Origin of the sequence: Nostoc sp. (assembly GCF_036917575.1) — a bacterium.
GTDB lineage: Bacteria > Cyanobacteriota > Cyanobacteriia > Cyanobacteriales > Nostocaceae > Nostoc.
Map to the genome: position 1 here is coordinate 68,487 of NZ_JBALDC010000041.1, position 15,566 is coordinate 84,052.

10 protein-coding genes and 1 pseudogene are annotated in these 15,566 nt (G+C 40.9%); 5 read left to right on the forward strand and 6 right to left on the reverse strand.

The features are described from left to right. Positions 1-56 precede the first annotated feature (56 nt). From V7K79_RS10505 to V7K79_RS10520, 4 genes are all read left to right on the forward strand, one after another. Entirely contained in the window at positions 57-992 is a 936-nt protein-coding gene (locus V7K79_RS10505; RefSeq protein ID WP_335047298.1) for a cation diffusion facilitator family transporter, read from the forward strand. Positions 993-1,224: 232 nt separating this feature from the next. Then, the gene (locus V7K79_RS10510; protein WP_335047300.1) at positions 1,225-3,621 is read left to right on the forward strand and encodes a glycoside hydrolase family 15 protein; all 2,397 of its coding nucleotides are present in this window, start codon (positions 1,225-1,227) and stop codon (positions 3,619-3,621) included. A gap of 96 nt (positions 3,622-3,717) precedes the next feature. Then, positions 3,718-4,176, forward strand: coding sequence for a cupin domain-containing protein (locus V7K79_RS10515; RefSeq protein ID WP_335047302.1), 459 nt, complete (start codon positions 3,718-3,720; stop codon positions 4,174-4,176). A gap of 191 nt (positions 4,177-4,367) precedes the next feature. After that, the gene (locus V7K79_RS10520; RefSeq protein WP_094351065.1) at positions 4,368-4,520 is read left to right on the forward strand and encodes a lmo0937 family membrane protein; all 153 of its coding nucleotides are present in this window, start codon (positions 4,368-4,370) and stop codon (positions 4,518-4,520) included. 285 nt (positions 4,521-4,805) lie between these two features. Here V7K79_RS10520 and V7K79_RS10525 read toward each other — a convergent pair whose 3' ends face one another. The 4 genes from V7K79_RS10525 to V7K79_RS10540 form a co-directional block, all read right to left on the reverse strand. Continuing rightward, positions 4,806-6,014, reverse strand: coding sequence for a 4-hydroxy-3-methylbut-2-enyl diphosphate reductase (locus V7K79_RS10525; protein ID WP_335047303.1), 1,209 nt, complete (start codon positions 6,012-6,014; stop codon positions 4,806-4,808). A gap of 95 nt (positions 6,015-6,109) precedes the next feature. Further along, the gene (locus V7K79_RS10530) at positions 6,110-6,967 is read right to left on the reverse strand and encodes an SGNH/GDSL hydrolase family protein (protein WP_335047305.1); all 858 of its coding nucleotides are present in this window, start codon (positions 6,965-6,967) and stop codon (positions 6,110-6,112) included. 233 nt (positions 6,968-7,200) lie between these two features. Next, positions 7,201-8,595, reverse strand: coding sequence for an ammonium transporter (locus tag V7K79_RS10535; protein ID WP_442938907.1), 1,395 nt, complete (start codon positions 8,593-8,595; stop codon positions 7,201-7,203). 466 nt (positions 8,596-9,061) lie between these two features. Then, on the reverse strand, positions 9,062-9,385 hold the full coding sequence (locus V7K79_RS10540; protein ID WP_335047308.1) for a YnfA family protein: 324 nt from the start codon (positions 9,383-9,385) through the stop codon (positions 9,062-9,064). A gap of 292 nt (positions 9,386-9,677) precedes the next feature. Here V7K79_RS10540 and V7K79_RS10545 point away from each other — a divergent pair. Continuing rightward, a pseudogene (locus V7K79_RS10545) lies at positions 9,678-14,375 on the forward strand (GAF domain-containing protein). Positions 14,376-14,601: 226 nt separating this feature from the next. On the opposite strand, the gene V7K79_RS10550 reads toward V7K79_RS10545, so the two are convergent. Together V7K79_RS10550 and V7K79_RS10555 are read right to left on the reverse strand one after the other, a co-directional pair. Then, positions 14,602-14,901 carry a HigA family addiction module antitoxin gene (locus V7K79_RS10550; RefSeq protein WP_335047310.1) on the reverse strand — a complete coding sequence of 100 codons (300 nt, stop codon included), beginning with the start codon at positions 14,899-14,901 and terminating at the stop codon, positions 14,602-14,604. An 8-nt stretch (positions 14,902-14,909) separates the two neighbouring features. Continuing rightward, complete coding sequence (locus V7K79_RS10555; protein ID WP_335047312.1) at positions 14,910-15,212, reverse strand: type II toxin-antitoxin system RelE/ParE family toxin; 303 nt, start codon at positions 15,210-15,212, stop codon at positions 14,910-14,912. Positions 15,213-15,566: the final 354 nt, after the last annotated feature.

The following is a 15,566-nucleotide window of genomic DNA, read 5'->3' on the forward strand; positions in this document are numbered from 1 at the left end:
AGATTATCTATCTGGATGGTGAGTTAGAAGTTTCTGCATAATTATTATTTACTCTCATGGCATCTCATTCATCTCATAAAACGATATTTGCAGCAATGGGCGCTAACTTAGCGATCGCTATTACTAAATTTATTGCTGCCTCTATTACTGGCAGTTCCGCCATGATATCTGAAGGGATTCATTCTGTGGTAGATACTGGCGATCAACTGGTGCTTTTGCTAGGAATTCGCAGAAGCCAAAAGCCAGCAGATGATAGCCATCCTTTTGGTTACGGTCAAGAACTTTATTTCTGGACTTTCATCGTTGCTATCCTAATCTTTGCCATTGGCGGCGGCATGTCAATTTATGAAGGAATCGCTCATTTAATTCATCCTAGCCCTTTAGAAAATCCAAAATGGAATTATATTGTGTTATGTGTTGCTGTATTATTGGAGGGTTTTTCTTGGACTATAGCTTTAAAAGAGTTTTTGCCGACCAAGGGTAGACAAAATTTCTGGCAAGCAATCAAAAACAGTAAAGACCCCACAGTATTTACAATATTATTTGAAGATTCTGCGGCAATTTTAGGTTTATTCGTTGCCTTAATCGGAATCTATTTAGGACATCTATTTAATAATGTTTATCTTGATGGCGTTGCCTCAATTATTATTGGCGTTATCTTGGCTATAGTAGCAGTGATACTAGCGAGAGAAAGTAAAGGATTATTACTTGGTGAAAGTGCTAATCCTCAAACTATAGCCAATATCCGCTCTTTGTCAAAAACTGAACCAGGAGTACAAGAAGTTATCCGGGTATTAACAATGCAGCTTGCTCCCCAAGAAGTATTACTCAACTTAGAAATTCAATTTTCTAAAAATTTGACAGGTGAGGAAATAGCATTAACAGTAGAAAGTTTAGAAGTAAAAATTAGTCAAAAGCATCCTGAAATCAAACAAATTTTTATTGAAGCAAAATCCTTCACTGCTGCTCGCAGATTTTCACAAAATCATTGAAGAAGAATTCAGAAGTCAGAATTCAGGAGTCAGAATCAATGAGTGGGGGATTCAGACCCGCCACTCATTGTAGACCGCTAAATCTTCGATTTAGCGGGGGTCTTAAACCCACTTATTCATCCGCCAGTCACACAGAATTCAATTCTGAATTCTGGCTCCTGACTCCTGAATTCTGTTTGATAAATTTTTAATCAGATAAATAAATCTTCAAAACTTATCGACACAAGAAAATATGGCAAAAATTATTGGTAAAGCAGAAGCTTTTGGTTCGCCAGGTATTGAACCTCGATGGACTCAAGCGAATAAAGATGGAATCGGAACAGCTTACTCTACCTCTAGTCGCGTTTGGTTTACTATCTGGGATGGTGTTGTGACTGAAGTCTACCATCCGACAGTAGATAGGCCGCAAATTCGAGATTTGCAGTATCTAATTTCTGATGGTAAAAGCTTTTTCCACGAAGAGAAACGCCATCTAAAATCGAAAGTGGAACCGATGTGGACTTATGGTTTAGGATACCGCATCACTAATTCCGATCCCCAAGGACGTTATGCCGTAATCAAAGAAGTGATTGCTGACCCGCATTTATCCTGTATCTTACAGCACACAAAATTAACAGGAGAGGATGATTTTATCTCCCAACTCCATTTATATGCTTTGTGTGCGCCGCATCTGGAAGTTGGAGGTATGGGTAATAATGGTTACGCTATAGAAGTTGCTGGGCATCGGATTCTGATAGCCGAGAAACAAGGAACATGGCTGGCGTTGGGTGCAACAGTTCCCTTTACCCGTCTTTCCTGTGGTTACGTCGGTAAGAGTGACGGCTGGACAGATTTAGCTGATAATTTCCAGATGGATTGGGAATTTGATAGTGCTGTAGATGGCAACCTTGCTCTGACTGGAAAACTAAATCTAGATTGCACTAAAGAGTTTACTTTAGGGCTGGCGTTTGGTACAAACCTGCACAATGCAATTTCTACATTATTTCAATCGCTGAATATTCCTTTTGAACAGCAGAAGCAGCAATACAACGAACAGTGGAAGCGATCGCGCCGCAATATCCTACCGTTAGAAAATGTTTCATACAATGATGGGAAGTTGTATCACAACAGCATTAGTTTGTTGTTAGCACATGAAGACAAACTTTATCCAGGTGCTTTAATTGCATCTCTTGCCATCCCTTGGGGTGAAGCCAAAAATGACCAAGACGAAGGGGGATATCACCTTGTCTGGACGCGGGATATGGTAAGCAGTGCATCAGGTTTAGTGGCTGCCGGTCAAACAGAAACAGCAGTGCGATCGCTAATTTATCTCGCCACTAGTCAGCAGGAAGATGGCGGTTTTGCCCAAAATTTCTGGGTTGATGGTGAACCTTACTGGAAGGGTATCCAACTAGATGAGGTGGCATTTCCGATTCTGTTAGCATGGCTATTGCACCAACAGAAAACTTGTTTAAAATTCGATATTTATCCGATGGTTCTGCGGGCGGCGGGTTATTTAATTCGCAACGGCCCGGTTACTCAACAAGAACGCTGGGAAGAAAATAGCGGTTATTCACCATCAACACTAGCATCCAATATTGCCGCCTTAATCTGTGCTGCTCAATTTGTTCGTCAACGTGGAGATGAAACAACAGCAAAGTTTATAGAAGAATATGCAGATTTTTTAGAATCTCACATCGAAGCTTGGACAGTAACTACTGAAGTAACTTTAGTTCCTGGGATCAAACGGCATTATATCCGAATTACTCCTTCAGATATTAATAATCCTCAAGCCGACGACAATCCTAACCAAGGAACTGTTTTCATCACCAGTCAACCAGCTGGTGAACCAGCAGAATTTCCAGCCAAGGAAATTGTCGATGGCGGATTTCTGCAATTAGTACGCTATGGAATTCGTAAACCAGATGACCCAATTATTGTTGATTCTGTGAAAGTAATTGATGCAGTATTGAAAGTAGATACACCAGTTGGGCCTTGTTGGCATCGTTACAACCACGACGGCTACGGTCAGCAAAAAGACGGAAATCCTTATGTCAGTTCGGGTAAAGGACGCGCTTGGCCGTTGTTGGCAGGAGAACGAGGACATTATGAACTAGCTGCTGGTGGCGATGTCAAAACATATATCAAGGCGATGGAAGGATTTGCTTCAGATACTTGTTTGCTACCAGAACAGGTTTGGGATGAGGCAGATATACCTGATATCTATATGTTTTTAGGAAAACCAACAGGTTCGGCCATGCCTTTAATGTGGGCACACGCAGAGTATATCAAGCTGCTACGGTCAACTCATGACGGACAGGTGTTTGATTTTATTCCAGAGGTGGCAAATCGCTATCTAGGTGAAAGAAAGCAGTGTAAATCATTGGAAATTTGGAAATTTAACCGTCAAGTAGACAAAGTTAAAAAAGGTCAGACATTGCGAATTGACGCCTTAGCATCTTTTCAATTGCATTGGTCAGATAATAATTGGCAAACCACACAAGATACGCTTTCTACTTCCACAAAGTTAGGAGTGAATTTTGCAGATATTTCTGTTTATGATAACCAGCAACAGCCAATCAGCTTTACCTTTTTCTGGATTGAAAGCAGTAAATGGGAAGAACGCAATTATACTGTTGCGGTTAATTAGTAGTAATTATTGCAAGTTTTCAGAGTTTGTAATAAGTACTTTAGTGCTTAGAAAATATGGACTATTTTTACTTACATAATAAAAAAGAGCAATTTTATGCAGGATAACTCATCAAATAAACCAACAATTGACTACTGGCACGTCTGGAGCGATCGCGACGGTATAAGTCACCAATCCCGTTGTCAAATTGAGGACTTTATTGAAAAAGGCATAGCCCCAGATACTTCACCGCAGTGGCTTTCTAAATTGAAACAGTCGGGGGCCACAATCATCTTTAGTGTGCTACCCGTGGGATGGGTTGGCAACTGGCATGAAAATCCCAAGCCTCAATGGATAATCCCACTGTCAGGACGCTGGTTTGTGGAGACTATGGACGGACAGCGAGTCGAAATGGGCCCTGGCGAAATTTCATTTGGAGAAGATCAGAATACAAAAGCAGACGCACAAGGTCATAAAGGTCACTTATCTGGAACAGTAGGCGATGCACCTGCTGTTTTGATAATGGTGCAACTCGAAGAGACTCCGACTATAGAGCAATCCTGTCGCTTGAGGTAATGATGGGGACAGTTAATTGACAGCCCAGAGCCGCTAGCTTTATCTAATTAAATAGTAACGAAAGATTAAGCATACCAAGTCACTTTGAGTTATGGCGCAAAGTAATATTTTTTAAGGCAAATAGAATAAAAGTGAAGATAGGGAGTAAAATATTTGAACAAATTAAAGCTGATTTGATTCAGAACAAATATATGTTTAGTATACTTTGGGGTATTGTTGTTATACTGGTTGCCTTTTGGGCATTAGGACTGACACTTCATATTGCCGGAAATCTAATTCACGCAGTGTTGCTTATAGCTATTGGCCTTGCTATCTATAATTTTTTCAAAGCACGTGATGTGTGAATAAATATAAAGTTTCCTAATCAGATGAGGTATATCATAGTCTCTTACTCGCTTCCAGGCAGGAGGTTGAGAATATGGTTATTGCACCTCACTCATTTTTGCTGATAAACAGACATTTTTTTTAGGTTTTCAAATTATTCAAACACTGAAGATTAGTTCCTGATAACTGATATTTGTGTGGTACTTCGCCAATAATGAAATCGATTATTTGTGTAAGGCGGGCAAGATGCCCACCCCACAAGAAGTAATTGAATATTTTTTATTTGCAAATCCTTCTAAAAACTGTTAAACCAGCGCTGCTGTTGCTTTTAATGTAAAAATCTTCTCAATCACATTTTCTACCACCTTATCTGGCGTAGAAGCACCAGAGGTAATTCCCACAACAATTTTTCCATCAGGCAGCCAGTTTTCTGTAGTTATTAACTGCCCATTTAATTGCCGATGTTCAATAAAATATCCTGATTTAAAGCGTTCAACAGTATCAATATGATAAGAAGGAATTCCTCGCTCAAAGGCAATTTGTTGCAACTGAGTAGTATTCGAGGAATTAAACCCACCAATTACTACTATCAAATCTAAATTATGTTCTACTAATTCCAGCATGGCATCTTGCCGTTCTTGAGTGGCATCACAAATAGTGTTAAAGCTTTGGAAATGCTGATTTAACTCAGTAGGACCATACTTCTGTAACATAGTCCGCTCAAAAAGCTTGCCGATTTGCTCAGTTTCGCCTTTAAGCATAGTAGTTTGGTTAGCAATGCCAACTCTTTCTAAATCGCGATCGGGATCGAATCCTGCTGAACAAGCTTTAGCAAATTTTGTCAGAAATTCTTCACGGTTGCCACTATTGATAATATAGTCAGCAACATATTCTGCTTCTTGCAAATTCAACACAATTAAATACTTGCCAGCGAAAGAACTAGTCGCTACTGTTTCTTCATGCTTATATTTACCGTGAATTATTGATGTATAATCGATTTTTTTGTGCTTTTCTACTGTATTCCAAACTTTAGATACCCAAGGACAAGTAGTATCAACAATTTTGCAGCCTTTATCGTGAAGTATCTGCATTTCTTGAACGCTAGCCCCAAAAGCGGGTAATATGACTACATCACCAATTCCAACAACAGAAAAGTCTTTATTCTTTCCTTCAATGGGAATGAATTCTACTTCCATCTCCTGCATCCGCTGATTTACAGAAGGGTTGTGGATAATCTCGTTAGTAATCCAAATGTGTTCTGTAGGGAAGTGCTGACGAGTTTCGTAGGCCATAGCCACAGCCCGTTCTACACCCCAGCAAAAGCCAAAGGCTTGTGCTAGTCGGATTGTTACATCACCTTGTTGTAGAGTGTAATTGCGATCGCGAATTTCCTGAATTAAGTTACTCTGATACTCAGATTGTAACTGGGTGGCAACTTCTGCATGATGACCAAAGCCCTTGCGATTGTAATTTTCTGAATGTTGGAGGTTGCGCTTAAAAGCTTTTGTATCCATTAGATTTTTCTATTTAAACCACTATTGCTTATTTTCTCGCGCCTAGACGCGATTGATATAGAGTTGTCTTCAAAGATATTACTTCTTTTTGGGCTTTAGCCTTTTTCTTTCGCAGGACGTTGAGGCTGGGATTTTAATTCAATCTCGCTATAAATCTGCAATGCAGAACGCCAAACCATATAGCCTTCAGGACTTAAGTGTAAGCCATCAGTAGTAAATTCCTGGCGGAGATTTCCTTGCTTGTTGGTAAACAGAAGATGTAAATCAAGATATTTGACACCTTTTTTGGTAGATATGCTTTGCAGTTGCCGATTTAACTCGCGAATGCGACTATTGGCAACAGCTAGAAGTTTATCTCGTCCTTTCCAAGTTGCTTCTTTTGCCCCATGTGGCAAAATCGATTGGACAACAATTTGCGCTGTGGGATGCGTCTTTTGTATGTAATCGATAATTTGCCGCTGATTATCTAAAATTTCTTCATTGCTGATCCCCCGAATTAGGTCATTAATGCCAATCATCACAAAAATCACCTCTGGCTGGGTGCGATCAAATATTTTTAATCTTTTTAAGAGTCCATTGCTAGTTTCGCCAGAAATTCCTTGATTAAGCCAATTTTTACCTTCAGGTAATAATTCAGGGGGAAACCACAAACTCAGAGAATCTCCCGCCAGGATAGTTAAATGCGGAGGATGTTGGTCAGCGGCGACCTTAGCTTCTTGGTTGAGGATATTTAGCCACTCTTGATAAGTAAGTTGATGACGGCGACCTAAATCAGGTGTAGCAATTTGCGGTGAGTTATTCAGATTGATTGGCTCTGAGGATGTCGTTATCCCAAAAAAAGCGGCCAATCTCTGCTGTTGCCAAATTAGCAGGATGACCGCCAACATTAGGATGCCGTTGGTTAACAGCGAGAATAATGCCCAGATAGGAAAGGTTTTAACAGAAGTAGACACGACTAGCGAAATTTACCAATTGTTTGAATCAAATTTTAACGCTAGCGATCGCAAATTACACAATCATAAATTGGGCATTGGGCACAAGAGGCAGAGGGGCACAGAGGAAAGAACTTATACAATAACTCTCCCCCGCTCCCCACTCAGCACTCAGCACTCAGCACTCAGCACTCAGCACTCAGCACTCAGCACTCAGCACTCAGCACTCAGCACTCAGCACTCAGCACTCATTACTAAGTAGGACGATCGCCAAACTCGGAGTTGTAACCTTCTTCACCATGTTCGTTGATATCCAAACCTTGAAGTTCCGCTTCCTCTTTGACTCGCAACCCGACTGTAGCATCGATAATCTTGAGAATAATCCACGTACCAACACCTGCGATTATATAGGCAACGACAATTGCTACTAGTTCAACTCCCAATTCACCCAAATTACCACGCAGTACACCGTCTTTACCTCCTCCGTTGACTTGAGTCGTGGCAAAAATGGCCGTTAAAATTGCCCCGACTGTACCGCCAACGCCATGCACGGGATAAGTATCTAAAGCATCGTCAATTTGCAGCTTATGCTTGAAACTAATCGCATAGAAACAAACAAAGGCGGTGATGAAACCAATTAAAATCGCTGATAAAGGTGTGACAAATCCGGCGGCGGGAGTGATGCCCACCAAGCCAGCAACAGCTCCTGTAGCCGCTCCGACTGCGGTCGGTTTCCCGCGTAAAACTGATTCTAAAATTAGCCACATTAAAGCTGCTGCCGCCGCCGCTGTATTGGTGGCAACAAAGGCTGTTGTTGCTAAATTTGTGACTATATTACCAGAGGTTCCACTAGCAACAGATAAGGCACTTCCAGCGTTGAAACCGAACCAGCCAAACCACAGTAAGGCAGCACCCAGCAAAATGAAAGGAACGTTGTGCGGCGGGCTAAGGCGATCGGGATGGGTTTTCCGAGGCCCAAGGACGATCGCTGCTACTAGGGCTGAAACGCCAGAACTAATATGAACTACTGTGCCGCCTGCAAAGTCGAGGGCACCTAATCCACCATACAAACCCAAGAATCCACCCTTTGCCCAGACCATGTGGGCCAGAGGGGCGTAAACAAAGGTTGACCACAAGAGGACAAACAGCGAATAGGCGCGGAAACTCATCCGCTCAACGATCGCTCCAGAAATTAAGGCTGGGGTGATAATGGCAAACATGGCTTGATAAATCATGAATGCCTGATGGGGTATGGTTCCGGCATAAGAGACGACTTCCGGCGGGTTTGACCCTTTGAGATAATCGGTTACTTCTAACCCGACACCATTCAACCCGAACCATTGCAATCCACCGATGAACGGTAAAGCTGGTGCAAAGGCAAGACTATAGCCCCATAAAATCCAGGTAACTCCGACGATCGCCATTAACACAAAGCTCATCATCAATGTGTTTAGGATATTGCGCGATCGCACAAATCCACCATAGAAAAACGCCAATCCTGGAGTCATTAACAGCACAAGTGCTGCTGAAATCAGCATAAATGCTGTGTCTCCAGTATCAGCAGTAGGCGGGGCAGCAGTTGGGGTTTGGGCAAAAGCATTGCCCATCAACGGCCCTCCTAAAAATAGTAGGGTGATAGCTCCAATCATCACAACTTTCTTCAACACTTTTTTTTCTTCCTAAGCACCAATGATTTGTATCCTTAACTACATTTGATTACTTTTATGGACACATTTTTGTCTTGAAAGTTACTTAACCTGAATTTTCTTGAGATGTTAACAAAAATATAAACCGGATTGTAGTTGTCAAGATTTAAATTAGCGTATAAATACGCAATCATTACATTGCATCTTTTTTTTTAAAGAGAAGAATAGTATTTTATTCAAGCCTGGCAAAATTCCAAATCTTTAGTTACCTACTGTTACAAAGGAAAATACTGGTAATAATTTATAATTATTCTCAAGTATCACCAGTATTTTCAGAGAATTTACCCAAAATATACAGCAGATTTAAACTTCTCTACGAATGCGAACAGCGTGTAAAAGACAAAGGCTACACCAATGTCAGAGAAAAAATATCTCACCCGTGCGATCGCGCTAGTATATAAAATTTTATTTAAGTTCTGGGAGCAAACATGATAATTAAAACACTCATTAAAGCTAAACATACTCCAATTAAGTCGTAGCGGTCTGGAGTTACCCCGTCTACCTTCCAACCCCAAAACATTGCCATTGCGATAAATACGCCGCCATAGGCTGCATACACTCTGCCAAAATTTGTTGGTTGTAGAGTTGCAATAACCCCATAGAAAGTTAAAGCAATTCCCCCCAATATGCCCAACCAGGACGGCTTACCTTCGCGCAACCACAACCAGATTAAGTAGCCGCCCCCAATTTCCAATAAACCAGCCCACAAAAAATACAGTAGAGACTTAATCATTTCACCAATTCAGATTATTTAATAACATATAACTCAGTAAAATTACGCTAACGCTTTTAACTAAACTATTGTCATTAATTAAAGGTAAGTTTGTTGACCAAATTGGGGACTAGGGACTGGGGATTGGGTATTGGGTAGGGGAGACTGAATAGCGGGGAATGGTAAGAAACAAGACAAGGACTAAGGACTTTTTTTTAATCCCCAATCCCCAATCCCCAATCCCCAATCCCCAATCTCCAATCCCCAATCCCCAATCCCCAATCCCCAATCCCCAAGTAGATAAAGCTCAAGGATGAAAGCACCATTACCTGATAACGAAGCCCAGAGAATCGAGGCACTTTTGCAGTATAAGATTCTCAATACGCCATCGGAAGCCACCTTTGACGATCTGACTCGTTTAGCCTCGTATATTTGTCAGACTCCAATTGCCTCAATTAGCTTAATTGATACAAATCGCCAATGGTTCAAGTCAAAAGTCGGTTTTGATGCCCCAGAAACGCACCGAGATTTCGCATTCTGTGCCCATGCCATTCTCCAGGCTGATGTTTTGGTCGTGCCTGATGCAAAATATGACGAACGGTTCGCAACAAATCCATTGGTGACATCTAACCCAAATATTCGGTTTTATGCTGGTGTACCTTTAATTAACCCTGAAGGATACGCCCTTGGAACCCTGTGTGTAATTGACTACGTACCACGAGAACTTAATCCAGAACAAATAGAGGCATTAAGAACTTTAGGTCGTCAAGTCATTAAGCAATTGGAATTGCGCCGAAATTTAGCAAGTTTGGTACTTGTTACCAAGAAAGGCAAACAGGCACAGATGGTACGCAAGCAATTTTTCAAAAAGATTGCTGCAAGTTTTGGTTTGTCGTTGGTAATTTTAGTTCTGATTGGGGTGGTTTCTTATCAAAATACAATACTATTTAGTGATAATCGCAGTATAGTAAAAAACACTTATAAAAAACTTAATAGCCTAGAAGAAATACAGTCCCAGATAAAAGATGCTGAGACTGGACAAAGTAGCTACATCTTTAGTGGAGAAAAACTTTATCTAAAATCGTATCAAACAGCACTTGGTAACGTCGATCGAGAAATTGTCAAGCTAAAAAGTTTAACAGCAGACCGACCGAATCAACAAAAGCAGATTGCAAGGCTTGAATTTCTGATAACGGCTAAACTTACTGAACTAAAAGAGACTATCAACTTGCGTCAGAACAAGGGATTAGAAGTGGCGTTGCAAGTACTACTGAGAAACGATCGACAAAATCTCATGGATGATATCCGCAAGACGATCAATGAAATGGAAAACGAGTCTAACGGACAACTCCAACAGCAGTCACAAGTCGCAAAGAATCGCGATCACAACACAATTATAATCCTTGCGATCGCGATTTGCCTAAGTTTTATCGTTCTTGTTATAGTCTACTACTCGATCTATCGTGAGGTTATAGAGCGCAAAAAGACAGAAGAAACCTTAAATCAACAACGCAACTTTATCTCAGCAGTCCTTGATACAGTCGGTGCTTTGGTAGTAGTTCTCGATTCTCAAGGGCAAATCGTTCGTTTCAATCAAGCTTGCGAGCAAATGACTGGTTACTCCTTTGATGAAGTCAGAGGTAGGTGTTGCTGGAACTTGTTCCTCATTCCTGAAGAAGTGGAGCCGGTCAAAGCAGCTTTCAAGCAGATGCTAGCTGGTCAATTATTCAATGAGTACGAAAATTATTGGGTAATGAAGAATGGTAGTCGGCGGCTGATTGCCTGGTCGAATACTAATTTAAAAGACCATGAGGGCTGTGTTGAGTACATTGTCGGTACTGGTATTGACATTACCGATGACAAACGCATACAACAGCATCTGACTGCACAATATGCTGCAACCCGCGTCCTAGCAGAGTCCGCCACAATTAGCGAAGCTACTCGCCAAATATTGCAAGGAATCTGTGAGAGTTTGGCATGGGATTTGGGTGAAATTTGGATGATAGATGAGCAAGCAAATGTGCTGCGCTTTCTCGATATCTGGCATAAAGCATCTCTTGAGATGCGAGAGTTTGAAATACTGAAGCGGCAAACCACCTTTGCACCCGGAATTGGACTACCTGGACGGGTTTGGGCTACTTCTGAATCGGTTTGGATTGCTGATATCGCTAAAGATATTAATTTCCCTAACTTCAAAATTGCTGCTCAAGTAGGACTACACGCAGCTTTTGGTTTTCCGATCCGTAGCGGTAACAAAATCCTTGGTGTGATTACCTGCTTCAACCGGGAAATCCAGCTGCTTGACGAAGATTTAGTCAAAGCGATGAATTCTATCGGCGAGCAAGTGGGGCAATTTATCCAGCGTAAACAAGCTGAAGAAGAAATACAACGCCAAAATTTGCGATCGCAATTATTTACCGAAATCACCCTGAAGATTCGCCAGTCTTTAGATATCGAAGAAATTCTCCAAATCACTGTCCAGGAGGTACAAAAGATTCTCCAAACTGACCGAGTTTTAATCTATCAGCTTTTGCCAGATCAGTCTGCAAACACCGTTATTGAAGCGGTAGTTTCTGGCTTACCAGCAATCAAAGAACAAGACAACACCGCCCCCTACTTCCAAGCGGAATATCTCCACCAGTACAATCTACAGCAGTACCGTCAAGGAAAGATTTTCGGACTAGCTAACTTGGATCTGTTGGAAGTTGAACAAAGCCATCTGGAATTAATGCAACAGTTTGGGGTGAAAGTCAATTTAGTTGTACCCATTCTTGTTAAAGAAGAACTTCGCGGTTTACTCATAGTTCATCAATGTGACGATTCCCGTCACTGGTCTAGCTTTGAAACCGATCTTTTGCGGCAAATAGCTGACCAAGTAGGTATTGCTTTAACCCAAGCCCAACTATTAACAGCAGAAACTCGTCAGCGACAAGAACTTGAAATTGCCCGTCGCCAAGCCGAATTAGCTTCTCAAACGAAAAGTGCCTTTTTGGCAAATATAAGTCATGAAATTCGCACGCCGATGAACGCTGTATTAGGGATGACCGGTTTAGTGTTAGATACTCCCTTAGACGCAGAACAGCGAGATTTTATTGAAACAATTCGGAGTAGTGGAGACGCTCTTTTAAGTTTAATTAATGAGATTTTGGATCTTTCCAAACTTGAAGCTGGAGAGATGGCTCTCGAAACTCTCGATTTTGACTTATCGACTTGTGTGGAAGAAGTGGTGGAATTATTGGCTCCCTCAGCTCATAATAAAGGATTAGAAATTGCTGCACTGATTGAGCACAACGTTCCCACCAAACTCAAAGGAGATACTGGTAGGCTGCGGCAAATTCTGATGAACTTAATCAGCAATGCGATCAAATTTACCAGCGCTGGCGAAGTATTAGTGCAAGCCGAATTGCGATCGCTTTCTCCAACTACAGCCACCATCCATTTTGCCATTACAGATACAGGTCTTGGCATTAGCCCTGAAGACCAACGCAAACTCTTTACGCCATTTACCCAAGTAGATGCCTCGACCACTCGTAAGTATGGTGGTACTGGTTTGGGATTAGCCATCTGTAAACAACTTGTAACTTTGATGGGAGGAGTGATTGGGGTAGAAAGTCAGATGGACAATGGATCTAAGTTTTGGTTTGAGGTGCTTTTTACCAAACAAGTTAAGTTTGTTGAGCCAAAATGCGAACGCGGACTTTTGCAAAATTGCCGCTTATTGTTAGTGGATAACAACGCTACTAATTTTAAAATTATCTCCCATCAAGCTACTCATTGGGGAATTGAGGTAGAGCGAGCTGACAGTATTGCTGCGGCCGTTAAAGTTATTCAGCAAGCTAGCGAGCAGGGGAAATCATATCATGTTGCCTTGGTTGATTTGCAAATACCCCAAACAAATAGCATGACAATAAAAGAACAAATTCAAGTTAATTCTGCAATTGCTGAGATACCTTTGATTCTGCTCGCCTCTACTAATCAACGGGATGAAGTACAACAGGCGCTCAAAATCGGATTTGCTGCTTATTTAATTAAACCCATTAAGCCATCACGACTTCTTGATGCAATCGTAAATATTTTAGAAACTCAGCCGGAATCAGAACAAGGGTTTAGAGGCAGGAGTCTAAAAGCTACAGAAGAAATTTTGAGTACAGAAACTTCAAGTATTCTGACTTCTTCCCCTAACTCCTCTACTAAATTCAAGTTAAGAATTCTCTTAGCCGAAGATAATTTAGTGAATCAAAAAGTAGCACTAAAGCAACTTCAGAGTTTGGGCTATAAAGCCGATGTCGTTGCTAATGGAAAGGAAGTTTTGCAGCTATTAGAAAAAATTCCTTACGATTTGATTTTAATGGATTGCCAAATGCCAATTCTCGATGGTTTGGAAACCACAAAAGAAATTCATCGTTGGCAAAAGGACGTTTTTGCATCGGGTCATCGTCCTGTGGTGATTGCGATGACAGCTAATGTGATGAAAGAAGACAAACAAACGTGTCTAAATGCCGGAATGGACGACTATTTGAGTAAGCCAGTATTTAAAGAAAAATTAGCTGAGACTTTAGAGCATTGGACAGGTGTGATCGTTTCTCAACAAGAAGGAGTTGTCTATGAATAGACACTTTCCACTGACTTAGCAATTGATTGGTAACAGTCGCATTACATATCAGGAAATAATCGAGAATTTGAATTAAATCTATTGTAAATATGCGTAGAGAATATTAAACCGCGTTTAGAAATAATTAAAGCAGCGATCGCATCTGATAACTTTGGGCAAATACTCCGATAAACTCATTACCTTAAACGTGCTAATGCCAACATCAAAGCCACAGTTATATAATTAGCAGCCGACAAACTAGAACAACTAGCTAACGATCAAAACCTTAAAGGTACTACTAATTTAATTTTAGAATTAGAGGAATTTATCAACTGTATTCAATACTTTTTAATTAACGTGATCTCGACAAAATGTAGAAGTACGTCAATTATTGGTTACAGGGGTTTGAGCAAAGGCTAAATAGGTTGATTAAAAACATGGCTACAGTTACTAGGACACCGCGCAATATTTCTGTTTCCACCGCAAATTCGATTGATGACGTGGCAGACTTGATAAACAGGATTGGTCGTGGTTAGGTAGCAGCTGCGGGAATGTGAAAAATTTTGGCTGGATGCTTCACTTGTAAAAAAGAGGAGCAAAAGCGATCGCTCCCCTATCAAAAGCTGAAATAGTTTTAAGAAGTAAGCTATGTACAAGAAGTTAATAGGCGAGGGCGAACAGTCTGTTGAATTTTTTCGCCTTCTGCTTGTTGAGCTAATCGAAGCTCATAATTTATTTGCAAATTCATCCAAAACTCAGCGCTAGTCCCAAAATACTGAGCCAATCGTAAAGCTGTATCGGCAGTGATTCCCCGTTTTCCGTTGATTATTTCAGTAATCCGATTTTTAGGTACATCAAGAAAACGCGCTAAATTGCTTGCGGATATACCCAATTCATAAATTTCGTCAGCAAGGATTTCTCCAGGGTGGATAGGTGGACGTGTCATTTTATCTCCTAAGCGTGATAATCAGTGATTTCAATGTTGAAGGGTTCAAGAGATTCTTCTGGCCAGTTAAAGCAAATCCTCCATTGGTCGTTAATTCGGATGCTATACTGCCCCTTTCTATCCCCTCCTAGAGACTCAAAGCGATTGCTAGGCAACCGCATTAGATCCTCTTTACTAGTGGCGGCTTTTAAGATTTCTAGCCGTTTGTCAGCTTGTCTCTCAAAAGATTGAAACTCTTTTACTCTTTTACCTGCAACAAATTCCTCCGTCCTTTTATCCTTGTACTTCGGAAAATTGTTTGACGGAGACATAGCACAGTAATAGATACAGTAATGGAGTTATGGGTTACGGAACTCGTAACTTCAATCAGCTTTATGATATCACCAAACAAGAGTTTTTGTAACTCAATTACAAAAAGTTATTCTTTGAAGACTGTATCGCCTGTATTACTTGGATCTTTAGTGGGTTACAAGCAAGCAGATACGTCATTATGATGCCATTACAGTGGACTTAGGGACTTCCAATTATAAAAAATAATCAATCGTTGTGTAGGCAGGGGAGCAGGGGGCTATTAAGCTGTTAGGCAGCTAGATTGTATAATAAGAGATTAAATAATTAATTTAGTATCAGCCACTTATGCCAGCCAAAAATCACCTTTCTGAAGA

Coding starts and splice junctions, on each gene's coding strand:
- V7K79_RS10540 (WP_335047308.1), bottom strand. CDS start 9,385: ATGATTAAGTCTCTACTGTATTTTTTGTGGGCTGGTTTATTGGAAATT.
- V7K79_RS10515 (WP_335047302.1), top strand. CDS start 3,718: ATGCAGGATAACTCATCAAATAAACCAACAATTGACTACTGGCACGTC.
- V7K79_RS10535 (WP_442938907.1), bottom strand. CDS start 8,595: ATGATTGGAGCTATCACCCTACTATTTTTAGGAGGGCCGTTGATGGGC.
- V7K79_RS10555 (WP_335047312.1), bottom strand. CDS start 15,212: ATGTCTCCGTCAAACAATTTTCCGAAGTACAAGGATAAAAGGACGGAG.
- V7K79_RS10520 (WP_094351065.1), top strand. CDS start 4,368: ATGTTTAGTATACTTTGGGGTATTGTTGTTATACTGGTTGCCTTTTGG.
- V7K79_RS10550 (WP_335047310.1), bottom strand. CDS start 14,901: ATGACACGTCCACCTATCCACCCTGGAGAAATCCTTGCTGACGAAATT.
- V7K79_RS10505 (WP_335047298.1), top strand. CDS start 57: ATGGCATCTCATTCATCTCATAAAACGATATTTGCAGCAATGGGCGCT.
- V7K79_RS10510 (WP_335047300.1), top strand. CDS start 1,225: ATGGCAAAAATTATTGGTAAAGCAGAAGCTTTTGGTTCGCCAGGTATT.
- V7K79_RS10525 (WP_335047303.1), bottom strand. CDS start 6,014: ATGGATACAAAAGCTTTTAAGCGCAACCTCCAACATTCAGAAAATTAC.